Source organism: Stenotrophomonas chelatiphaga (genome assembly GCF_001431535.1).
GTDB lineage: Bacteria > Pseudomonadota > Gammaproteobacteria > Xanthomonadales > Xanthomonadaceae > Stenotrophomonas > Stenotrophomonas chelatiphaga.
The window spans coordinates 108,557-130,796 of the sequence record NZ_LDJK01000012.1 but is presented as its reverse complement, the minus strand read 5'-3'; the positions used below and the strand labels follow the sequence as shown (position 1 = coordinate 130,796).

Genomic DNA, 22,240 nt, shown 5'->3' with positions numbered 1-22,240 from the left:
GGCACGCCGGTTCAGCGGGTGCGCGCCGGGCCCCAGTAGCCGATGCGCCGGCGCAGCTTGATCTTGCGCCAGAAGTTCAGCGGCTTGGGCTTGCGGTTGCGCCCGCCCTTGGCGACGAAGTCATCGATCGCCTGCAGGATGCGCTCGCTGGAACGCCCGTCGCGGTAGGGATGCAGCGTATCGGCAAACTCACGGATGGCCGCCATCAGCTCCGGCGGCCGTGCCAGCGCGCGCCGGATCGCGCCCTCGAACGCGGCCGGATCATCGATGTCGATGAGCTGCGGGCCGGGCCGACGGTTCTTGAAGGTGACCACCGGCTTGTAGGTCAGCAGGAACTCGTTCAAGGCCGAAGAGGTGTCCGAACACATCAGGTCGACCTGCGGGAACAGGTCCAGGATGTTGTCGTTGTCGGCGAACCGCAGGTACTCGTTTTCCAGCGCGCGGTAACGGGCCACGATCTCCGGGTCCATCTTCGGATGGAAGGTGACGATCCAGCGCCACTCGCCGGTGCGGGACAGCCGCGCGATCTCGTCGTACAGCACGCCGGCCGCGCTCCAGGACGGCGAGAACGTCGAGTGGTACAGCACCACCGGGGGGTCGCGCACCGGTTCGGGCTGCGCCGGCAGTTGGCTCATGAACGGGTCGATCTTCGGGAATCCGGTCTCCACCACCGCAAAGTGGCCCTGCGCCTCGGCCAATGCCGAAAACGCGGCCGTGTCACGCGGGCCGGTGGTGCAGTACAGGTCGAAGAATCCGCGCACGTAGATGTGCCGCGGCTTGCCCGCGTCGAAACCGTGGAAGGTCTCCACCTTCACGCCGGGGAAGAAGTGCGGCACCGCATTGGACGAGGTGATCACCGCGTAGGGATCCCAGGCACGCACCTGTTCCACCGTCAGCAGGGTCTCGTCCGCGGCGAGGTCTTCCGCGCCGGGGCCATCGAAAAACCAGGCCGTTTCGTCGCCGCGCGCCCGGATCGCCGCCTGCACGGGCCGCAGGATGGCCAGCGCGTAACGTTCCGATCCGTACAACAGGTAGTGGCGTGGCACGTCGGTCTGCTCCTCTTCGATGGCCGGCGGCTAGTATCGCATCGCCAATCGGCGGTGTCGCTGCTAGGCTCTGCGACGAACACGCCCAAGGCCCGGTTGCATGACCTCTCCCCGACCCGAACCGCGCGCGCCCTTGTCGGCCTGCATCATCACCTACAACGAAGCCGACCGACTGGCGGACTGCCTGGCCTCGCTGTCGTTCTGCGATGACATCGTGGTGGTTGATTCGTTTTCCACCGATGCCACGGTGGACGTCGCCCGTGCCGCCGGCGCCCGCGTGCTGCAGCGGCACTTCGATGGCTTCCGCAGCCAGAAGGACTTCTGCGTGCAGCAGGCCGCGCATGACTGGGTGCTGTGCCTGGACGCCGACGAGCGCGTCTCCGCACCGCTGCGCCAGAGCATCGAATCGGCGCGCGCGGCCGGCTTCGGCAGCGTCGCCGGCTATCGCTTCGCGCGGTGTTCGGAATACTACGGACGCTTCCTCAAGCACGGCACCGCCTATCCCGACCGCGTGCTGCGCCTGTTCGACCGCCGTCGTGGCGGCTGGCGCGGCGACCGCGAGATCCACGAAGCGGTGTCACTGGATGGTCCGGCCGCCCTGCTGGCAGGCGACCTGCTGCACCACCCGTTCCGCAACTTCATGCAGCTGCTGGACAAGAAGCAGAAATACGCGCGGATGATGGCCGAACATGAGTTCGCCCGTGGTCGCCGGGCCACCCTGGCCAAGCTGGTGCTGGCCCCGGCGTGGCGGTTCTTCCGCGGCTACGTGCTGCGCGGGGGCATGCTGGATGGATGGCCGGGTCTGATCGAATCCTTCGTCAGCGCCAACTACGTGCGGCAGAAGACGATCATGCTGTGGCTGCTGCAGAACGGGCAGCCGGTCGGCGGCAAGTAACGCCGCTCAGGCCGCGCCGGTCGCCGCCGCGGTGGACAGCCGACGCTGGTGGCGCAGGGCCTCCAGCCGCGACAGCCCGGCCAGCACGCCGACGATCGTGGCATAGAAACTGGCGGTGATCTGGTGGGCGAACATCGACTGGGTCAGCCCGCACAGGATGTAGCTGACCACGATCAGTACACCGGCAGCGGCCGGTCCACGGAAGGTTGCACGGCCACTGCGTCGATGCAGCCACAGGAACAGCCACAACGGCACGCCGTACACGGCCAGCAGCAGCAGCACGCCCGGCGCGCCCTGGGTGGCGCCCCATTCGGCCAGGTCATTGTGCGCGTGGCCCAGGTGGCACCGCGGCTCCAACGGGTTGGCACGGCACTCGGGCAGGCGCTGCATGGCGTTGTCGAAGTGCCCCACGCCGACGCCGGTCAGCGGGTGGTCGACGAAGGTTTCCCAGGCGACCTGCAGGCGCTCCACGCGGGCCCCCGCGGACGAATCGGTATCGCCGTGTTCAAGCCGCTGCACATCGCTGTGCAGCTCGGTCAGCCGCACCTGGTGGCGCAGCTCCGGCACACTGATCACCGCCACGCCGGCCACGCCCAGCAGCGCTGCCAGCAACAGCAGGCGCAGGCGCAACGTCCGCCAGCGCAGGCTCAGCGCCATCACCAGGAATACCGCCAGCAATGCCAGCAGCGCGCCGCGGCTGCCGGTCAGCACCAGCGTCGCACAGCCCAGCGCAACCGCTGGCAGGCCCCAGGCCCAGCCGCGCACGCCGTGTGGCCGGCAGAACAGCGCCAGCACCAGCAGCATGACCACCATGTCGGCGAGCACGATGGCATTGGTGAACAGCTCCGCACGCGGCGCGCCGCCCAGCACCTGCCGCAGCGACAGCACGAAGACCAGCGTCAACCCCAACAGGGCGCCGCGCCACAGCCAACGCAACCGCAGGTCGAGCGCACACACCCACAGCGCGATCCACGGCATGACGATGAACCGGGAGCGGTTGTCCACATCGCGCAGTCCGTGTTCGAACAGCAGCACCGACACCACCCCGCCAACCAGCACCGCCAGCATCAGCAGCCCCAGTACCCGCAGCGTCGGCCGCGCATCGTGGCGGGCACCCCACAACAAACCGGGCACCAGCAGCGTACTGGCCAGCAGCAGCAGGCCGAACGGCAGCAGGTTGACCGGCGCGGACACCACCAGCGCCGGCATCACCACCAGTCCCAGCTGACCCATGCCGCGGGCAATGCGCGCGCGCGTGCCCTGCGGCGTCAGCGACTCGCCGGGATCGGAGGGGGAACGGAAGGCAGGCACACTCACGAGGCGGTCATCAGGTCAGGTCGGCGACGGGCAGGATTCTGGCCAGCCGACACACAACGTGCGCTGTCCGAAGGATGGCAAGGCACTACGCAGGTTCACTCCTCGAACTGCCGCGCCTGCAGCGCACGCTCACGCTCGCGCTGGTCCGCGGGAAGCTCGCAGGGACCCTGCACTGCCCCAGCCGGCACCAACCACCAACGACGGCGGTTGGATATTCCGGCCAGCTCGGCACGGCTGCGGTCCACGCAGGGCAGCACGGCATCCTGCTGCACCAGCAGCCAGCGCGTGGCCGGCGCCTGTGCCTGCCATGCCACCCCGTCCTGCAGCTGTGCGTCCCAGCCCTTCTGGAACCCGAAGGTCGCCGCCGGGCGGTCGGCCATCAGCAGGTTCTGTTCCTTCCACGCCACCAGCCCCAGTTCGGCGTCCGGCCCGATCCGCTGGCCGACCGCCTGCATCAGCCCACTGGCCGAACTGGCACTGTTCAACAGCGGGTAGCCGACCAGGCTGTACAGCAGCCACACCACCGTCAGCGTGGACACCACGCCGAGGTGGGCGCGGCGATGACCCCAGGCCAGCAGGCTGATGACACCCCAGCAGCCCATCGCCACCGCCGCCCACGCCAGTGCGGCAATGGCGGCCTGGTCCAGGCCGCGCGAATCCATCAGCCTGGCGTCGAAGTCCCCCTGGCCGGTCAGCAGCGCCGTGCCCGCGCCGAGGGTGAACAGCACCAGCGCCGCGGTGAAGGCGGCCAGCAGCCACTGGAACGCGCGCTTGCGCAGCAGGCCGGGGATAAGCGGCGCCAGCGCCAGGCAGAACATCGGCAGCGACGGCAGGATGTAGACGTCGCGCTTGCCATCGGGAATGGAGAAGAACAGCACGATCAGCACCCACCAGCCCAGCAGCACCAGGTAACGCGGATCGCGCCGGCGCAGGCGTCGCCACCAGGCCGGGATCGCCCACGGAATGGCCAGGAAGGCGGGAAGCCACATCGACGGCATCGTCGCCAGGAAGTACCACCACGGCTGGTGGTGGTCCCAGGACTTCGTATAGCGCCCGGCGGTCTGCCGGAACAGGATGTCGTCCATGTAGGCGCGGTATTCAACCGACCCGGTCGACAGCGCGGTCACGACCATCGGCACCAGCCACAGCGCGATGGCCAGCAGGAACATCAGCGGCGCCACCCAGAACTGCCAATGGCGCACGCTCAGCCCCACCCTGCGCCAGCCCCACAGCGAGGCCAGCGCGGCCGGGACGATCATCAGCAGCGCGACCACGCCGACGCCCTTGGTGATCACCCCCAGCCCGGCGGCGAACCAGCCGAACCACCACCAGCGCCACGCCGGGCCCAGCAGCAGATGCCGGATCAACCCGTAGTTGGCCAGGGTGATGAAGAACACGATCAACGGATCGATCTGCGCCTTCTTCGCCTGGAAGGTGAAGTGCAGCGCGAACAGCAGCATCCAGGCCGCGTACAGGCCTACCCGCCGCGTCCACAGCCGCCGTCCGAGGTCATGCACGCACCACAGGGTGCCCAACGCCGCCAGCATCGAAGGCAGCAGGAAGGCGATACGCCAGTTGCCGATGATCGAGTACAGCGTGGCCTGCAGCCACATCAGCATCGGCGGCTTGTCCGAATACAGCTCCAGGCCGCGGTGCGGGAACAACCAGTCGCCGCTGGTCACCATCTGCTTGGCGACCAGCGCGAAACGCGGTTCGTCCGACGGCCAGGGATCGCGCAGGCCCAACCCGGCGCCCAGCACCAGCAGGGCCATCAGAACCAGCAGCCAGGTCTCACGGGAAGCGCGTGTGGTCAGCATGTGCACCGCTGGAACGGAAAAGGGATCAGGCGCTTTTTACCAGACGCGCGTAGAAAAAGCCGTCACCACCATCATCGCCGGGCAGCCGCTGACGTGCCACCCCCGCGCAATCAATGCCGAATCCGACATCCAGCGCGTCGGCGGACGCATCCGGATGCCATTTCAGGAAGGCCTGCACCTGATCGATGTTTTCCGCACGCAGGATCGAACAGGTGGCATACAGCAGCACGCCACCCGGACGCAGCATCGACCAGCACGCTTCCAGCAACCGCGCCTGGACGCCGACCAGCGCGTCCACGTCCTCGGCGCGACGGTGGAACATCACGTCAGGCTGGCGGCGGATGATGCCGGTCGCCGAACACGGGGCATCGAGCAGGATCGCGTCGAACGGCACCCCGTCCCACCACGCACCCGGATCACTCGCATCGGCCACCTTGATCTGCGCATCGGCGCCCACGCCGGTGCGCGAGAAGGTGTCCTTGACCCGCGCCAGCCGGCGCGCATCGATGTCCAGCGCCAGCAGCCGCAGCGACGGATCACGTTCCAGCAGGTGCGCGGATTTGCCGCCCGGGGCCGCACAGGCATCGAGCACGCGCGCACCCGGGGGCGGTGACAGCGCATCGGCGGCGCATTGCGCCGACAGGTCCTGCACCGACAGCGCGCCGTCGTTGAAGCCGGGCAGCTGGTTGACCGCCGCCGAAGATGCCAGGCGGATCGCATCGGCACTGACCGGGCCGGCCTCGGCGCTGATGCCGGCCGCCTCCAGCGCGGCCAGCGACGCCGCACGATCCCCCTGCTGGCGGTTGACGCGCAGCCACAACGGCGCGGGCTGCAGGCTGGCGGCGAAGATCGCCTCGGCCTGGCCCGGCCAGTCGCGCTCGATGCTTTCGGCCAGCCAGGCCGGGAATGCATCACGCGGCGGCTGCACCGGGAATCCTTCGCGCTGCGCCCGGCGCAGGATCGCGTTGACCAGGCCGGCCTGGCGCTCACGACCCAGCGCGCGGGCGGCATCGACGGTGGCCGACAGCGCGGCGTGGGCCGGCAGTTCCAGTACGTCCAGCTGCGCGAAGCCGACCATCAGCAGCGTGCGCAGGTCGGCATCGCGCGCCGACAACGGCTTCTGCATCCAGCTGGCCAGCGCCGCGTCGTAGGTGCTGCGCCGGCGCAGCACTGCAAAGCACAGCGCTTCCAGCAGCGCGCGGTCGCGGGTGTCGGCCAGCTTGGGCAGCGCCCAGGCCAGCTCGGCCTTCAGCGAACGCCCGCGGGTGAACACCTGGGCCAGCACGCGCGCGGCCAGCATGCGCGTGGCGGCACCCGGCGCGGCGTGGGAAATCTTGAGGTCATCCTGCTTGCTCACCGGCTCAGGCTCCTACGCGCAGGTCGCGGCGCGCGTTGAGGTAGTCGGCCGCGGTGATCGCCTTGCCGCCCTCACGCTGCAGCACGCGCAGGCGCAACGCGCCCTGCCCACAGGCGATGTCGATGCCCTCGCGGGCAGCGCCGATCACCGTGCCCGGTGCATGCCCGCCGTTGTCCTCCAGCGCCACCGCGCCATGGATACGCACGCGTTCGCCGGCCAGCTGCGCTTCGGCGATCGGCCAGGGATTGAACGCCAGCACGGTGCGCGCCAGCGCTGCGGCATCCCGGCTCCAGTCCAGCCGTGCTTCGGCCTTGTCCAGCTTGTGCGCATAGGTCACCCCTTCAACCGGCTGCGGCTGCACCACCGGCTTGAGGCCGGCGCGCAGCAGGCCCAGGCCATCGGCCAGCACCTGCGCGCCCAGTTCGGCCAGCTTGTCGTGCAGTTGTCCGCCGGTATCGGTGGGCAGGATCGGCAGCGCCTGCTGCAGCAGGACCGGGCCGGTATCCAGGCCGGCCTCCATCTGCATCAGGCACACGCCGGTCTGCGCATCACCGGCCTGGATGGCACGCTGGATCGGCGCCGCACCGCGCCAGCGTGGCAACAGCGAGGCATGCACGTTCCAGCAGCCGTGGGTGGGAATGGCCAGCACCGCACGCGGCAGGATCAGGCCGTAGGCCACCACCACCATCAGGTCCGGCTGCAGCGCGCGCAGCTGCTGCTGGGCGGCCTCATCCTTCAGGTTTTCCGGCTGGAAGACCGGGATCCCGCGGGCGACCGCTTCCAGCTTCACCGGCGACGGCGCCAGGCCGCGTCCGCGCCCGGCCGGACGGTCCGGCTGGGTATAGACCGCCACCACTTCGTGATGGCGCGCAGCCGCGCGCAGCGACGACACCGCGAACTCCGGCGTACCGGCAAAGACAATCCTCATGGTCACCCCATTGCGCAGGCCAGCGACCTGCAGGTCAGAAAACGGCACCGCGCTCCGGTGCCGCAGGGTCCGCGCAGGCGCGGACGGTCGGCACGGCAGCGGCCGTGCCGGGTGATGGATCAGGCGACGTGCTTGCGCGCCTTGGCCAGCTTCTTGCGCACCATCTCGCGCTTGAGCGGCGACAGGTAGTCAATGAACAGCTTGCCGTCCAGGTGGTCCATCTCGTGCTGCACGCAGACCGCCAGCAGGCCGTCGGTGGCCAGTTCCTGCGGTTGTCCCTGGCGGTCCAGGTAACGCACGGTGATCTGGTCGGCACGGGTCACGTCGGCAAAGATGCCGGGAACCGACAGGCAGCCTTCCTGGTACACCTGGCCACCGTCCTGCTGGACGATTTCCGGGTTGATGAAGACCATCGGCTGGTTCTTTTCTTCACTCACGTCGATGACCATGAAGCGCTTGTGCACGTCCACCTGGCTGGCGGCGAGGCCGATGCCGGGGGCGTCGTACATGGTCTCGAACATGTCGGTCAGCAGCGTCTGGAAGGCCGGCGTGGTGACCTCGGCGGCGTCGATCAACGCGGCCTTGGTGCGCAGGCGCGGATCGGGAAACTCGAGAATTGGGAGCAGTGCCATGGCAGTAATCGTCTGGGTGGGGGCCGGTCAACGCCGGCCTGCGTTGTAATTCTATCGCCAACGCTTGCCCTGCGCCCCGGTTTCTGGACTATAGTGCGCCAACCTGTTGGGGAACCGGGCTGACCACTCCTATGTTGCTACGAATCCGCACGGTCGTCGCCGCGGCGATGTTGACCGTTGCCGCCTATGCTACCGCCGTTGAAATGAACGGGCACCCGACCACCTATGTCGTCCAGAAGGGCGACACGCTGTGGGATATCTCTGCGCGCTTCCTGAAAAAGCCTTGGCTTTGGCCGGAAATCTGGCAGGCGAATCCCCAGGTGGCGAACCCGCACCTGATTTACCCGGGCGATGTGCTCAGCCTGGCCTACCTGGACCGCGTCGTTGCGCGACAGGACGCCGGACCGCGCCAGGAAGCGCCGATCACCGGCATTCCGCTGTCCCAGGTCGAACCCTTCCTGAAAGAGCTGAGCGTGGTCGATCGCATCGATCACCTGCCTTACGTGGCGGGGCTGGAAGACAACCGCCTGCGTGCCACCTCCGGCCAGCTGGCCTACGTGCACGGGCTGGACGGTGCCGCCGTCGGCCAGCGCTACGCCGTGGTCCGTCCGACCGTGCGCTATGCCCTGCCCAAGCCCTCCGAGGACCTGGATGCCAGCGGCCGCACCACGCCGGGCAGCGGCAACCTGTGGAAGGACTTCACCGTCCCGAACAAGCGCCCGCACCAGCAGTTGGGCTATGAGCTGGCCAAGGTCAACGTCGGCACCATCATGCGCCTGCCCTCGGGCAAGGTGGATGTGGCCACGCTGGCCCTGCAGGGCACCGGCGATGGCCGCGAAGTACGCGTCGGTGACCGTCTGGTCCCGGTGGAAGCCACCCCGTACGACCTGCAGTTCTTCCCGCATGTCCCGGCGCCGGGCACCGATGGGCTGGATGTCCGGGTGCTGGCGGTAGCGGACATGTTGCTGTCCGGTGGCGCGCGCGATGTCATCGCCTTGTCGGCCGGCAGCGCGCAGGGCGTGGACAACGGCACGGTGTTCTCGCTGTGGCGCCAGGGCAGCCACGTGAAGCACGTGATGAAGGTGCCGAATTCGTCGCAGATGGACGATTCGCGCGTCGACGGCTACAACCGCCTGACCATGCCGGATGAGTATGCCGCCCATGCCATGGTGTTCCGCACCTTCGACAACGTCAGCTATGCGCTGGTGATGGAAGGCATCAAGCCGGTCTTGGTGGGCTACAACGCCCGCCACCCCGACGCGACGGAATAAGGGGACCGGCGGCCGACCGCCGCCACCCACTGACAGCAGACCGCAGCGGCGCCCTAGGGCGCCGTTGTCATCTGCGCGGCAGGCTGGGCCATGGATGAGGAAACCCGAGCACTGTTGACCCTGGTCCTTGCCGGCGGCGGGTTGGCGGCGCGGCGGGCACTGGCCTGCGCCCGCCCCTGCGTGGCCGCCGCGCTGGACGCCGGGCCGGTGGCGTGGCGGCAGGCGGGCTGTTCGCCCGGCCAGCAACGCCGCCTGGCCGCACCCGATGCCGGCGCATTGAACGACGCCCTGCGCTGGCTGCAGCAGGCCGACCACCACCTGGTGGCGGCCAGCGACGAACGCTTCCCGGACCTGCTGCGCAGCATCCCGGAGCCGCCGCTGGCGCTGTTCGTGCACGGCGACCCTGCCACCGCATGGCACCCGGCGATCGCGGTGGTCGGCAGCCGTTCGCCCACACCGGGTGGGCGCGCGCTGGCGGCGGAATTCAGCACGGGGTTCTGCCAGGCGGGCCTTGCGGTGACCAGCGGGCTCGCCGCCGGCGTGGATGCCGCGGCCCACCAGGCTGCGCTGGCCGCCGGTGGCGTCACCGTCGCGGTGATCGGCAACGGACCGGACCTGGTCTTCCCCTCGCACCACGTCGCGCTCCAGCGCGAAATCGCCACACGCGGCGCCGTGGTCAGCGAGTACCCGCCAGGTACACCGGCCCGGCCGGCGCACTTCCCGGCGCGCAACCGGCTGGTCGCCGGCCTGACGGTGGCGACGGTGGTGATCGAGGCAGCCAACCGCTCCGGCGCGCTGATCACCGCACGGCTGGCCGCCGAGGCCGGACGCGAGGTCTGCGCCCTGCCCGGTTCGGTGCGCAATCCACGGGCGGCCGGCTGCCACCGCCTGATCCGCGACGGCGCCGCGCTGGTGGAAGCCCCGGCCGAGGTGATGGCCCTGGTCGCCCCGCTGTTGGCCAGGGCCCTGCCCGACTTGCAAAGTCGCCTCCAGGCCCCCACTGAACAGGGACGGCGAGCCCACCTTCCCGCACACCTGGCGTCCGAACCGGACTACCAGACCTTGTGGAAAGCGCTCGACCACGACCCAATCCCTATGGATTCATTGATCATGCACTGTGGATTGACGGCCGCCCGGCTGTCCTCCATGCTGCTGGCCATGGAACTGGCGGGTATCGTGGTGTGCGAACACGGCCGCTACTGTCGAAACCCTGGTTTCCCAACCTCCACAGCGTCCTGATGACGCAGGCCGAGGGGCAATGAAAGAGAGCATTCTCGATGTGCTGCTGTACCTGTTCGAACACTATTTCAGCGAAGACGCTGATCTCATCCGTGACCGCGACTCGCTTCAGAACGGCCTGATCCAGGCCGGCTTCAGCCCGGCCGAAACCGCCAAGGCCTTCGATTGGCTGGATGCGCTGGCCGCCCAGCGACCCACGGTGTCGCAGGCCCGCGTCGACGGCCCGGTGCGCGTCTACCACGGTCCGGAGCTGGACAAGCTGGACGTGGAATGCCGCGGTTTCATTCTTTATCTGGAACAGCACGGCATCCTGGACGCCGACCAGCGCGAGCTGGTGCTGGACCGTGCCATGGCGCTGGACCAGGATGAACTGGACCTGGATGACCTCAAGTGGGTCGTGCTGATGGTGCTGTTCAACCAGCCAGGCTCGGAAGCGGCGTACGCCTGGATGGAGACGCAGATGTTCATGGACGAGCCAGAACCCCTTCACTGACCGTACACTGCATGCCTTGCGCATACAGGGGGCGTTCACGTGAGCGAGTGGTTCCATGCCGAGGGCAGCCGTCAGGTTGGCCCGGTTTCGGCTGAAGACATGGGGGAACTGTTCCGGGGCCACCGGATCGGGCTGGACACGCTGGTGTGGCGCGACGGCCTGCCGACCTGGCAACCGCTGCGCACGGTGGTGGACGAACTGGGCCTGACCGCCGTTCCTGCGGCCGGTCCGGTCGTCGTCCCGCCGCTGCCGCCCGGCCTTCCGCCGTCCACCGCGCCGTATGCCGGCCCGGGCACGGCCCTGCCGATGCAGGCCGCGAAGAAACCGCTGTCCGGCTGTGCGATGACCGCAGTCATCGGCGGTGCGGCGTTGCTGGTGCTGGTGCCGGTGTGCGCCATCCTGGCCGCCATCGCACTGCCGGCCTACAAGGACTACACCATCCGCGCCAAGGTCGCCGAGTCCATCAGCGCGCTGCAGCCGCTCAAGGCGCAGGTGGCAGAGTTCGCCAACAGCGAAGGCCGCTGCCCGACCAGCGCCGATCCCGATTTTCCGGCCCACGACCACTACACTGCACACGGTCTGTCGAGCGTGCAGTTGGGCCAGTTCGAGAACGATCACTGCGGTATCGAAGCGACGTTGGCGGTGGGCGAGTCACGCGTCGATGGCGACCTGCTCTGGCAGGAGTACGATCCGGCCACGTCCCGTTGGGAATGCAGCGGCGACAGCACCGATAAATACCTGCCCGTGAACTGCCGCGACTGAGCCGGCGCGCGGGGATGGAACCGATTTCCAAGGAAGACCCACAGGGGATGATGATGAGTGAGTGGTATTACGCCGAAGGCCAGCAACGCCAGGGCCCGGTAGGCGAGCAGGATATCCGCCAGCTGTTCCAGCGCAGCCAGATCAGCCTGGACACGCTGGTATGGCGCGAGGGCATGGGGCAATGGGCCGCGCTGCGCACGGTGGTCGATGAGCTGCAGCTGCAGACCCTGGCCACGGTGGCCGCCGAGCCGAGCACCGGTTTCGACCTGCGCGGCGACTATGCCGCCATCGACAACGGCACCGCGCCGCTGCCCGGCAGTGGCCCGCTCAGCGCATCGCCGTACGGCGCATCCGCTGCATCGGTGGCCTATGGCAGTGCCGTGCCGGTACACGGTGCCGAGGTGTTGTACGCGGGCTTCTGGAAGCGGTTTGCCGCTTACATGATCGACTACGTCATCCTGACCGCCAGCTCGATGATCATCGGCGCGATCGTGGGACTGGGCATCGGTGGCGCGGCCAGCCTGGCCGGCGGCGGTTCGACCACGGCCGGTGTACTCAGCCAGCTGCTCGGCGCGCTGATCGGCTTCGGCATCAGCCTGGCTTATTACGGCTGGTTCCACGCCTCCGTGGGCGGTGCGACGCCGGGCAAGATGGCGCTGGGCATCAAGGTGGTGCGCAGCGATGGCGACCGGATCTCCGGCGCGCGTTCGGTCGGGCGCTATTTCGCGACCCTGCTGAGCAGCCTGACCCTGCTGATCGGCTACATCATGGCCGCCTTCACCGAGCGCAAGCAGGCCCTGCACGACATGATCTGCGACACCGTCGTCGTGGATAAATGGGCCTTCACCGACCAGCCGCACCTGCAGCGCCCGCAGCTGGGCGCGGTGGGCGTGGTGGTGCTGGTGCTGACCGGCATCCTGTTCATCGGCCTGATCATCGCGATGGTGGTGGCCGTTGGCGCGATCGCCGGGATGGCCGGCTGAAAACTGGCGGATACGGCGCGGGCGCTTGACAGAGCGCTCACGACGTGATTCCTCTAATAAGGTAAAAGCTGAACGCCCGGCTCATCCCCGGGCGTTCAGTTTATGGAAATCGAGAGTGCCGCTTCACTAATGCGGCCATTTGCTCCACCCTAGCGGCCCTTCCCGGCCGTGCGCACACAAAAGCGACCTCATGCCCAAGCACCTGCTCATCGTCGAATCGCCCGCCAAGGCCAAGACGATCAACAAATACCTCGGCAAGGACTACACCGTCCTGGCCTCGTATGGGCATGTGCGCGACCTGATACCCAAGGAAGGCGCGGTCGACCCGGACAACAACTTCGCGATGCGTTACGACGTCATCGACAAGAACGAAAAGCACGTCGATGCCATCGCCAAAGCCGCAAAGGGCGCCGACGACATCTTCCTGGCGACCGATCCGGATCGCGAGGGTGAAGCGATCAGCTGGCATATCGCCGAGATCCTGAAGGAACGCGGCCTGGTCGGCGACAAGCCGATGCAGCGGGTGGTGTTCACCGAGATCACCCCGCGGGCCATCAAGGAGGCCATGAACCAGCCGCGCGCCATTGCCGCCGACCTGGTCGATGCGCAGCAGGCCCGCCGCGCGCTGGACTACCTGGTCGGCTTCAACCTGTCCCCGGTGCTGTGGCGCAAGGTGCAGCGCGGCCTGTCCGCCGGCCGCGTGCAGAGCCCGGCGCTGCGCATGATCGTGGAGCGCGAGGAAGAGATCGAAGCCTTCATCGCCCGCGAGTACTGGTCCATCGCCGCGGCCTGCGCGCATCCTTCGCAGCCGTTCAATGCCAAGCTGATCAAGCTGGACGGGCAGAAGTTCGAACAGTTCACCGTCACCGACGGCGACACCGCCGAAGCTGCGCGGCTGCGCATCCAGCAGGCCGCCCAGGGCAGCCTGCATGTCACCGACGTGGCCAGCAAGGAGCGCAAGCGCCGCCCGGCACCGCCCTTCACCACCTCCACGCTGCAGCAGGAAGCCTCGCGCAAGCTGGGCTTCACCACGCGCAAGACCATGCAGGTCGCGCAGAAGCTGTACGAAGGCGTGGCGATCGGCGAGGAAGGCACGGTCGGCCTGATTTCCTACATGCGTACCGACTCGGTCAACCTGTCGCAGGACGCACTGGCCGAAATCCGTGACGTGATCGCCCGCGACTACGGGATCGCCTCGCTGCCGGACCAGCCCAACACCTACCAGACCAAGTCCAAGAACGCCCAGGAAGCCCACGAAGCCGTGCGCCCGACCTCTGCGCTGCGGACCCCGGCGCAGGTGGCGCGCTTCCTGACCGACGACGAGCGCAAGCTGTACGAATTGATCTGGAAGCGTTCGGTGGCCTGCCAGATGATCCCGGCCACGCTCAACACCGTCAGCGTGGACCTGTCGGCCGGCAGCGAACACGTGTTCCGCGCCAGCGGCACCACCGTGGTGGTCGCCGGCTTCCTGGCCGTGTACGAAGAAGGCAAGGACACCAAGAGCGCCGACGACGAAGACGAAGGCCGCAAGCTGCCGCTGATGAAGCCCGGCGACCGCGTGCCGCTGGACCGCATCGTGGCCGACCAGCACTTCACCCAGCCGCCGCCGCGCTTCACCGAAGCGGCGCTGGTGAAGGCGCTGGAAGAATATGGCATCGGCCGCCCGTCGACCTACGCCTCGATCATCCAGACCCTGCAGTTCCGCAAGTACGTGGAAATGGAAGGCCGCAGCTTCCGCCCGTCCGACGTCGGCCGCGCGGTCTCCAAGTTCCTGTCCAGCCATTTCACCCAGTACGTCGATTACGACTTCACCGCCAAGCTCGAGGACGAGCTGGATGCGGTGTCGCGTGGCGAAGAGGACTGGATCCCGTTGATGGCCCGCTTCTGGGAACCGTTCAACAAGCTGGTGCTGGAAAAGAACGAATCGGTCGACCGTGCCGAGGCCAGTGGCGCGCGTGAGCTCGGCACCGACCCCAAGACCGGCAAGCCGGTCAGCGTGCGACTGGGCCGGTTCGGGCCCTATGCGGCCATCGGCAGCACTGCCGAAGACGCCGAAGACAAGCCGAAGTTCGCTTCGCTGCGCCCCGGCCAGAGCATGCACACCATCAGCCTGGAAGACGCGCTGGAGCTGTTCCTGATGCCGCGCGCGCTGGGCCAGGACAAGGGCGAGGACGTCAGCGTCGGCATCGGTCGCTTTGGTCCGTTCGCCAAGCGCGGCAGCACCTACGCTTCGCTGAAGAAGGAAGACGATCCGTACACGATCGACCTGGACCGTGCGGTCTTCCTGATCGAGGAAAAGGAAGAGATCGCGCGCAACCGGATCATCAAGGAATTCGACGGCAGCGAGATCCAGGTGCTGAACGGCCGCTTCGGCCCCTACCTGAGTGATGGCAAGTTCAACGGCAAGATCCCCAAGGATCGCGAGCCGGCCTCGCTGACCCTGGCCGAAGCGCAGCAGTTCATGGAAGAAACCGGCAAGCCGGTGCGCAAGGGCTTCGGCAAGAAAGCCGCCAAGAAGACCGTGAAGAAGGAGGCCGCGCCGAAAAAGGTCGCTGCCAAGAAGATTCCGGTGAAGAAGGCGACCAAGAAAGCGACCAAGAAGACCGCCAAGAAAGCGGTGAAGAAAGTCGCCAAGAAGGCCGCGGCGAAGAAGACCGCCGGCTGACCCGGCAGGTCGTGGTAGCGCCGGGCCATGCTCGGCGGGGAGCGCAAGCGTGACGACCAACGGTCGTCACCCACCAGGACCAACGGTCGTCACCCACCAAGGCCAACGGTCGTCACCCAGGATCGCCTGCTCGGCGCTACCCCTTTGCGCGCGGCAGGGGGATACTTCTCCCATGAAAGAGCTCAACCTGATCAGTGCGGTCGCCAGCCTGCGGGCGGGGGGTGTCATCGCCTATCCCACCGAAGCGGTGTGGGGCCTGGGCTGCGACCCGGGCCACCAGATGGCGGTGCATGCGCTGCTCAAGCTGAAACAGCGGCCGGTGGAGAAAGGCATGATCCTGGTCGCCGCCGAGCTGGAGCAACTGCAGGGCTGGGCCGTGCTGGACGCCTTGCCGGACGAACGACAGCGCGAAGTGCTGGCCAGCTGGCCGGGCGCCAACACCTGGATCCTGCCCGCAGGCCCCCGCGCGCCGAAGTGGGTCACCGGCGAACACAGCGGGCTTGCCGTGCGCATCAGCGCCCACCCCCTGGTGGCGGCGCTGTGCCGGGCGTGGGGCGGCCCGCTGGTGTCCACCAGCGCCAACCTGGCCGGTGAGCCGCCGGCACGCACCCGTGCCGACCTGGACCCACGGCTGCTGTCGCTGCTCGACGGCCTGCTGGATGGCGATACCGGCGGCCTGGCCCAGCCCACGCCGATCCGCGATGGCCTGAGCGGCAACGTGCTGCGCTTCTGATCCGCTGGCGCCGCCGCGCCCGATACCGCACGATGGGCCATGCGCGCATCCCCTGCCCTGCCTCTGCTCCTGCTGCCGGTGCTTGCCCTGGCAGCCCCGGCACGACCTGCCGCTGACAGCGTGCGGATCTACCGCTGTGTCGGCAGCAGTGGGGCGGTCACGCTGCAGGACAGCCCGTGCACCAGCGGCCGGCAGGAAGTGCGGCAGATGCAGCGACCGCAGGATCCGCCGCCCCGCCGCGCCAGCACCGACGACGTCGCCACGCCAGCGGCCCCCAGCGCGCAGGTGCAGCGCGAAGTCCGCCATGTCTACGTGCAGCCGCCGCAGCCGATGTACGAATGCGTGACCGAAGAGGGGCGGCGCTACCTCAGTGACAGCAACGAGGGCAATCCGCGCTGGGTGCCCCTGTGGACCAGCGCGTGGGTCGGCGGCGGGCACCGTGCATGGAACGGCCCGGGCCACCCCGGACTGCCGCCGATCCGCGCGGAGGGCCGCGGCAACGCGGGCCCCGGACAGCGGCCGCCACATGGCATCGGCCACGGCATCAGTTTCCCGGCCGGCAACATCCTGGTGCGCGACACCTGCAACGCATTGCCCCCGCAGGAGGTCTGTGCGCGCCTGCGCGACCAGCGCTGGGACCTCGACCGACGCTACAACAGTGCCCTGCAGGGCGAGCGCCAGGCGATCACCCGCGAACAGCGCGGCATCGATGCGCGGCTGGGCCAGGACTGCGGCGGACGCTGACAGCAGCGTGCACCGCTACAATCGGCGGATGAAGACCTGGATCTGCCTGGCCGCGCTGCTGCTGCCGACCGCCCTGCCGGCGTTCGCCAACGAAGACATCGTGTTCCGCTGCACCGATGCCAACGGCAAGGTGGCCGTGCAGGATGCACCGTGCCCGTCCGGCACCGCACAGATCATCCAGCGCCGCGGCGCGTCCGGCGCATCCACGGCCTCCACCGCGTTGGGCGACTCGCCTGCCCCGGCGCCCGCCGTGCTCGACAGCGACCTGCTCACCGCCCCGCAGCCCGGCGCCGCCGCCGGCAGTGGCGATGCCATCCTGGACAGCGACGTGATCCGCGCGCGCGCCGCCGCCGATGCCCAGGCCAGCGCCGCCGCCGGACCGGACCGACCTGCGCCGCCGGTCATCTTCCGCTGCACCGCCAGCGGTGGCGGCCAGTATTTCCACGAATACGAAGCAGCCCCGCCGCGCTGCGTGGTGATGTCGATCAGCGGGCTGGGGGGCAGCATCGCGCCCGGTACCGCGGCCAGCTGCGAAATGGTGCGCGATGCCTGCAGCGAAGTGGACGAGGCACAGCGCTGCGGTGCCTGGCAGCAACGGCTGCGCGATGCACGCGGGCGCGAAAGCTTTGCCACGCCGGACATCCAGCCACAGGCCCGCGCCGAGCGCCTGCGCGTGCAGGCGGTGCTGGAAGCCAGCAGCTGCTCGGTGCCCTGAGCGCTCAGAACCCGTAACGCAGGAAGCCGCCATCCACCGCGATGCACTCACCGGTGACATAGCTGGCGGCAGGCAGGCACAGGAAGCCCACCGCGGAGGCGACCTCTTCCGGCTCGCCGATCCGGCGCATCGGCGTGCGCTCGATCACCTGCTCGTAGTAATCCGGATCGGACAGCGGCCCGGAGGTGCGCCGGGTGCGGATGTACCACGGCGCCACGGCATTCACCCGGATACCGTCTTCGGCCCATTCCACGGCCAGGTTGCGGGTCATCTGGTGCATGGCCGCCTTGGTCATGCCATACACCGCGCCGCTGCGTACATGGGTCAGGCCGGACACGCTGCCCACGTTGACGATGGCCGATGCCGCATGCCGCGCCAGCAGCGGATGGGCATAGCGCGACAGTTCGAAAGCCGAAAACAGGTTGGTCTCGAAGATGTTGCGCCATTCGTCTTCGGTGTAATCAATGGCCGGACGGGTGATGTTGCCGCCGGCATTGTTGACCAGGATGTGCAGGCCGTCGGCGTGGTCTTCCACCCAGTCCAGGATCTCGCGCCGGTCCTCGTCGTCGGATACATCGGCGGCCAGGGCATGGATCGCCTGGGCCGGGTACTCATCGGCGAGGTCGTCGCGGGCACTCTCCAGCATGTCGATGTCGCGGCCCACGATCATCACATCGGCACCGAAGCCGAGTAGTTCACGCGCGATGGCCAGGCCGATACCGGCACTGGCCCCGGTGATGAGGGCGGTCTGTCCATCCAGCCGCCAGCGCTGCGCAGTCACGATCTTGAACTCCCATCCGGGCGCTGCCCGTGTAACGATGCGGCAAGCATAGCGCCGTCGCCGGGAGATCTTCGATGCACCCCATGAAAACCATCGCCATGATCATCACGCTGGCCGCGCTGGCCGCCTGCCAGCGCCCGGCGGTACCGCCGCAGGACAAGCCGCCGGAGCCCAAGGCACTGGCGCGCAGCGTGCAGGCGCCACTGGAGAAAGCCCGTGGCGTGCAGCAGACGCTGGATGATGCGGAAAAACAACGGCGCGCCCAGGAAGAGCGCGCCGAGAAGGAATAACGTGGTGCCAGGTAGAGCCGACCCCGGTCGGCTGCTACCGTCGGACGGCGATCAGAAGCCGCAGAAGCAGTAGGCCAGCGCCTTCACCGGGGTGCCCTTGCCCTGCTCGCGCGCGGCGTTCTGCACGAAGCGCAGCTGGGTATCCACTTCCGGCATCGTCCGCGCCAGCACCATCCGGCCCACGCCGGATTCGGCCAGCATCCAGGCACCGGCGTGGCTGCCGGCGAAACCGCCAAGGAACTGGGCAAACGGGGTGGCGGGCTTTTCGATGTAGCGCACGCGGTACTTGTCGTCCGCACCGAGCTTGGCCCGGCCGGCGGCATCGGCCACGGCGTCCTTCAGGCCACCGAAGGCATCGACCAGGCCGCGCTCCTTGGCCTGGGCACCGGACCAGACGCGGCCACGCGCCACTTCGTCCACGGCTTCGACCGGCTTCTTGCGCGCATCGGCCACCCGGCCGGTGAAGTCCGCGTACCCCTTGTCGATCACCGACTGGATCACCTGGCCCACGGCCGGGTCCAGCGGCTTGGTCATGTCGAACGCGCCGGCGAAACGGGTGGTGCCCACGCCGTCGGTATGCACGCCGATCTTGTCCAGCGCGCGCGCCACGTTCGGCACCATGCCGAAGATGCCGATCGAACCGGTGATGGTCGAGGCATCGGCATAGATGCGGTCGGCATTCATGCTGATCCAGTAGCCACCGGATGCGGCCAGGTCACCCATCGACACCACCACCGGCTTGCCGGCGGCCTGCAGGGCCACCACTTCGCGGCGGATCTGCTCGGAAGCGAACACTTCGCCGCCCGGGGAGTCCACGCGCAGCACCACGGCCTTCACATCGTTGTCGTCGCGGGCTTCGCGCAGCAGCGCGGAGGTCGACTCGCCGCCGATGCGACCGGCCGGCAGGTCACCGCCGCTGATCTCGCCCGACGCCACCACTACCGCCACCTGCGGACGCGAATCCACCGGGCTGCGACGTGCGTCGATCTGGCCCAGGTAAGCCCCCAGGTTGATGTTGCGGAAGCCGCCATCGGCATCGCCGTCGGCCACGCCGCGTTCGACCATCAGGTCGTCGAATTCTTCGCGGGTCTTCAGCGCGGTGACCAGCTTCTGCTGCAGCGCGAACTTGGCCAGGTCACCGCCGGCGGCGGCTACGCCTTCCGGCAACGTATCGATGCCGGCAGCCAGCTGGGCCGGATCCAGGCGACGTGCCTTGGCGATGTCACCGAGGTAGCGCTGCCAGACATCGTTCATCCAGTACAGGTCCGCTTCCTTGGCCTGCGGCGATGCCGCGTCCAGCACGTACGGTTCGGCGGCGGACTTGTATTCGCCCACTTTGAACAGGTGCACGTCCACGCCCAGCTTGTCCTGCAGGCCGGTGCGGAAGTACTGGCGATAACGGCCCAGGCCTTCCAGCAGTACCGCGCCCATCGGGTCCAGGTAGACCTCGTCGGCCTGTGCGGCCAGCAGGTACTGCGACTGGCCCATGCTTTCGCTGTAGGCCACCAGCTGCTTGCCGGACGCACGCAGCTGCTGCAGCGAAGCGGCGACTTCACGCAGCGAGGCGAAGCCGGACGGCTGCAGCTTGTCCAGTTCCAGCACCACCCGCTCGATCTTCTTGTCTTCGCGCGCCGCATCGATCGCACGGATCAGGTCGCGCAGCTGGATCTCTTCGGCACTGGTATCGCCCATCGCCTTGGCAAAGGCGCGGCTGACCGGATCGGCGCTGAACTGTTCGACCAGCCGGCCTTCCGGTGCGATCACCAGGGTGGTGCGGTCCTGCAGCGATTTGCTTGCACCCGCGCCCATGCCCGCCGCCACGACCAGCGCGACCAGGATGAAGAACAGCAGGCCGAAGAACAGCACGTTGAGGATCAGCCGCCGCGTGAAGTTCATCACGTCCCACAGCCCGACGAAGAACGCCGCGATGGGATTGCGTCGCGCGGGGGGCAGCGGTGGCACGGTTTGGTTCATGGATTGCTCCGGTTGGCGTCTTGCCGTGGAAATTGCGGGGTCAGCATAACGGGTGTGGTTGCGCGCAGCATCGGACACAAGTAAGGGGGCCACCGTGAAGTGGCGCGCGCAGTGCCGGCATTCAGGACAGCGCGGACTGCCCCACGCGGGCGCCGCTGCGGTGCAGGCGCCAGCCCATCAGGCTGGCGGCGGCGGTGAGCCCGACGATCAGCCCGATCCACATGCCCTGCGGACCCATGCCCAGCGCCAGGCCGAGCCCGGCGCCCAGCGGCATGCCCAGCCCCCAGTACGCGAACATGGCGATGAACATCGGCACGCGGGTGTCCTTCAGCCCACGCAGCGCGCCGGCCGACAACACCTGGATGCCATCCGGGAACTGGAAGGCGGCCGCGTACAGCAGCAGCGTGGAGGCCAACCCGGCGACCGCCAGGTCATTGGTGTACACCCCGACGATGGCATCGTGGCCGAACAGCAGCGCCAGCGCGGACACGGTCTGGGTGCCCATGATGATCGCGTAGCCGGCCCATGCCGCGCGTCGGACGCCGTGGCCATCGCCGCGCCCGACCGAGTGCCCCACCCGCACCGTGGTCGCCTCGGCCACGCCCATCGGGATCATGAAGCACAGCTGGGCGACGTTGATGGCGATCTGGTGCGCGGCGGCCTCGTTGGCGCCCAGCCGCCCGATCAGCAGCGCAGTGACGATGAACAGCCCGCCCTCCATCAGCACGGTGATGCCGATCGGCAGGCCGGTACGCAGCAGGTCCCAGATCGCGCGCCAGCGCGGGCCTTCGAAATGGCTGAACAACTGCAGATGTGCGAAGCGCTTGGTCTTCCACAGGTAAGCGCCGAAGCACAGCGCCTGCAGCCACATCATGATCGCCGACGCGATGCCCAGGCCTTCGGCGCCCAGCTCCGGGAAACCCAGCCTGCCATTGGCCAGTACGTAGCCCATCGGCGCCAGCACCAGCAGTCCGCCGAAACCGATCAGCATGGTCGGCAGGGTCCAGTGCATGCCTTCACTGAGGTAGCGCATGCAGAAGTACAGGGTCAGCGCCGGTCCGCCCCAGCGCACCGCATGCAGGAAGGCGGTGGCGCCCGGCACGATGTCCGCTGCGATGCCGAAGGCAGGCAGCAGCGGGGGCACCACGCTGAGGAAGGTGAACATGATCAGGCCCAGGCCCAGCGCCAGCCACAGGGCCTGGCGGAACAGCGGGCCGATTTCGCGCTCGCGGCCGGCGCCGTGCAGCTGCGATACCGAGGCGGTCAGCGAAATCAGCGTGCCGATCGGGATCAGCATCGGCAGCCACAGCAGCGCGGTACCGATGGTCACCGCAGCCAGCGTGTGGGTGCCATGGTGGCCGGCGATCACGTTGTCGACGAAGGAGATCAGGCCGGTGGAGACGTGGCCGAGGACAAGCGGCAACGCAAGGATGCCGGTGGCGCGCACTTCTCGGCTGAAGCGCGGGGCGGGGGATGCGATGGACATGGTGCTGCAGAGGGTCGGCGACTACGGCTGCGCGCGAAGGGCACAGACACCGGGTTGCGGGCCGACATCTTACCCGTTCCGTGGAGACAGCGATGGTGCCTGCCGGCGGATG

Annotated in this window: 20 protein-coding genes; 11 read left to right on the top strand and 9 right to left on the bottom strand. The window is 68.3% G+C overall.

All coding sequences use genetic code 11. The annotated features are described in order from the left end of the window. Positions 1-11: 11 nt before the first annotated feature. The gene (locus tag ABB28_RS04490; protein WP_057507483.1) at positions 12-1,046 is read right to left on the bottom strand and encodes a CDP-glycerol glycerophosphotransferase family protein; all 1,035 of its coding nucleotides are present in this window, start codon (positions 1,044-1,046) and stop codon (positions 12-14) included. Positions 1,047-1,146: 100 nt separating this feature from the next. Between ABB28_RS04490 and ABB28_RS04485 the strand changes: the two genes are divergently transcribed. Then, positions 1,147-1,941, top strand: coding sequence for a glycosyltransferase family 2 protein (locus ABB28_RS04485; protein WP_057507482.1), 795 nt, complete (start codon positions 1,147-1,149; stop codon positions 1,939-1,941). Between the two features lie 6 nt (positions 1,942-1,947). Here ABB28_RS04485 and ABB28_RS04480 read toward each other — a convergent pair whose 3' ends face one another. The 5 genes from ABB28_RS04480 to def all read right to left on the bottom strand — a co-directional run bounded on the left by ABB28_RS04480 (position 1,948) and on the right by def (position 7,992). Next, on the bottom strand, positions 1,948-3,174 hold the full coding sequence (locus ABB28_RS04480; RefSeq protein WP_057507513.1) for an O-antigen ligase family protein: 1,227 nt from the start codon (positions 3,172-3,174) through the stop codon (positions 1,948-1,950). A 179-nt stretch (positions 3,175-3,353) separates the two neighbouring features. Further along, positions 3,354-5,075, bottom strand: a complete 1,722-nt coding sequence (locus ABB28_RS04475) for an ArnT family glycosyltransferase (RefSeq protein WP_057507481.1) — start codon at positions 5,073-5,075, stop codon at positions 3,354-3,356. Between the two features lie 25 nt (positions 5,076-5,100). Next, positions 5,101-6,432: a 16S rRNA (cytosine(967)-C(5))-methyltransferase RsmB gene (gene rsmB / locus ABB28_RS04470; protein WP_057507480.1), complete on the bottom strand. Its 1,332-nt coding sequence runs from the start codon at positions 6,430-6,432 to the stop codon at positions 5,101-5,103. Positions 6,433-6,436: 4 nt separating this feature from the next. Then, positions 6,437-7,360 carry a methionyl-tRNA formyltransferase gene (gene fmt, locus ABB28_RS04465; RefSeq protein WP_057507512.1) on the bottom strand — a complete coding sequence of 308 codons (924 nt, stop codon included), beginning with the start codon at positions 7,358-7,360 and terminating at the stop codon, positions 6,437-6,439. Positions 7,361-7,479: 119 nt separating this feature from the next. Further along, entirely contained in the window at positions 7,480-7,992 is a 513-nt protein-coding gene (gene def / locus ABB28_RS04460) for a peptide deformylase (protein ID WP_057507479.1), read from the bottom strand. A 131-nt stretch (positions 7,993-8,123) separates the two neighbouring features. Between def and ABB28_RS04455 the strand changes: the two genes are divergently transcribed. The 9 genes from ABB28_RS04455 to ABB28_RS04415 all read left to right on the top strand — a co-directional run bounded on the left by ABB28_RS04455 (position 8,124) and on the right by ABB28_RS04415 (position 17,597). After that, a complete protein-coding gene (locus tag ABB28_RS04455; protein ID WP_057507478.1) occupies positions 8,124-9,263 on the top strand; it encodes a LysM peptidoglycan-binding domain-containing protein in 1,140 nt (379 codons plus the stop codon). Positions 9,264-9,353: 90 nt separating this feature from the next. Next, entirely contained in the window at positions 9,354-10,502 is a 1,149-nt protein-coding gene (gene dprA / locus ABB28_RS04450; RefSeq protein WP_057507477.1) for a DNA-processing protein DprA, read from the top strand. A gap of 19 nt (positions 10,503-10,521) precedes the next feature. After that, positions 10,522-10,995: a DUF494 family protein gene (locus tag ABB28_RS04445; RefSeq protein WP_057507476.1), complete on the top strand. Its 474-nt coding sequence runs from the start codon at positions 10,522-10,524 to the stop codon at positions 10,993-10,995. Between the two features lie 39 nt (positions 10,996-11,034). Beyond that, complete coding sequence (locus ABB28_RS18430; protein WP_057507475.1) at positions 11,035-11,757, top strand: pilin; 723 nt, start codon at positions 11,035-11,037, stop codon at positions 11,755-11,757. A 53-nt stretch (positions 11,758-11,810) separates the two neighbouring features. Then, positions 11,811-12,740 carry an RDD family protein gene (locus ABB28_RS04435; protein WP_057507511.1) on the top strand — a complete coding sequence of 310 codons (930 nt, stop codon included), beginning with the start codon at positions 11,811-11,813 and terminating at the stop codon, positions 12,738-12,740. Between the two features lie 190 nt (positions 12,741-12,930). After that, positions 12,931-15,405 (top strand): DNA topoisomerase I, encoded by a 2,475-nt coding sequence (locus tag ABB28_RS04430; RefSeq protein WP_057507474.1) that lies wholly within the window; start codon positions 12,931-12,933, stop codon positions 15,403-15,405. A gap of 172 nt (positions 15,406-15,577) precedes the next feature. Then, positions 15,578-16,138 carry an L-threonylcarbamoyladenylate synthase type 1 TsaC gene (tsaC, locus tag ABB28_RS04425; RefSeq protein WP_057507473.1) on the top strand — a complete coding sequence of 187 codons (561 nt, stop codon included), beginning with the start codon at positions 15,578-15,580 and terminating at the stop codon, positions 16,136-16,138. 39 nt (positions 16,139-16,177) lie between these two features. Beyond that, entirely contained in the window at positions 16,178-16,882 is a 705-nt protein-coding gene (locus tag ABB28_RS04420) for a DUF4124 domain-containing protein (RefSeq protein ID WP_057507472.1), read from the top strand. A 28-nt stretch (positions 16,883-16,910) separates the two neighbouring features. Further along, entirely contained in the window at positions 16,911-17,597 is a 687-nt protein-coding gene (locus ABB28_RS04415; RefSeq protein WP_083491929.1) for a DUF4124 domain-containing protein, read from the top strand. A gap of 4 nt (positions 17,598-17,601) precedes the next feature. On the opposite strand, the gene ABB28_RS04410 is transcribed toward ABB28_RS04415, so the two are convergent. Beyond that, on the bottom strand, positions 17,602-18,378 hold the full coding sequence (locus tag ABB28_RS04410; protein WP_057507470.1) for an SDR family oxidoreductase: 777 nt from the start codon (positions 18,376-18,378) through the stop codon (positions 17,602-17,604). Positions 18,379-18,461: 83 nt separating this feature from the next. Between ABB28_RS04410 and ABB28_RS04405 the strand changes: the two genes are divergently transcribed. Next, entirely contained in the window at positions 18,462-18,668 is a 207-nt protein-coding gene (locus ABB28_RS04405; RefSeq protein WP_057507469.1) for a hypothetical protein, read from the top strand. A 51-nt stretch (positions 18,669-18,719) separates the two neighbouring features. On the opposite strand, the gene sppA is transcribed toward ABB28_RS04405, so the two are convergent. Together sppA and ABB28_RS04395 are read right to left on the bottom strand one after the other, a co-directional pair. Then, a complete protein-coding gene (gene sppA, locus ABB28_RS04400) occupies positions 18,720-20,642 on the bottom strand; it encodes a signal peptide peptidase SppA (RefSeq protein WP_057507468.1) in 1,923 nt (640 codons plus the stop codon). A 121-nt stretch (positions 20,643-20,763) separates the two neighbouring features. Further along, entirely contained in the window at positions 20,764-22,128 is a 1,365-nt protein-coding gene (locus ABB28_RS04395; RefSeq protein ID WP_057507467.1) for an MATE family efflux transporter, read from the bottom strand. Positions 22,129-22,240: the final 112 nt, after the last annotated feature.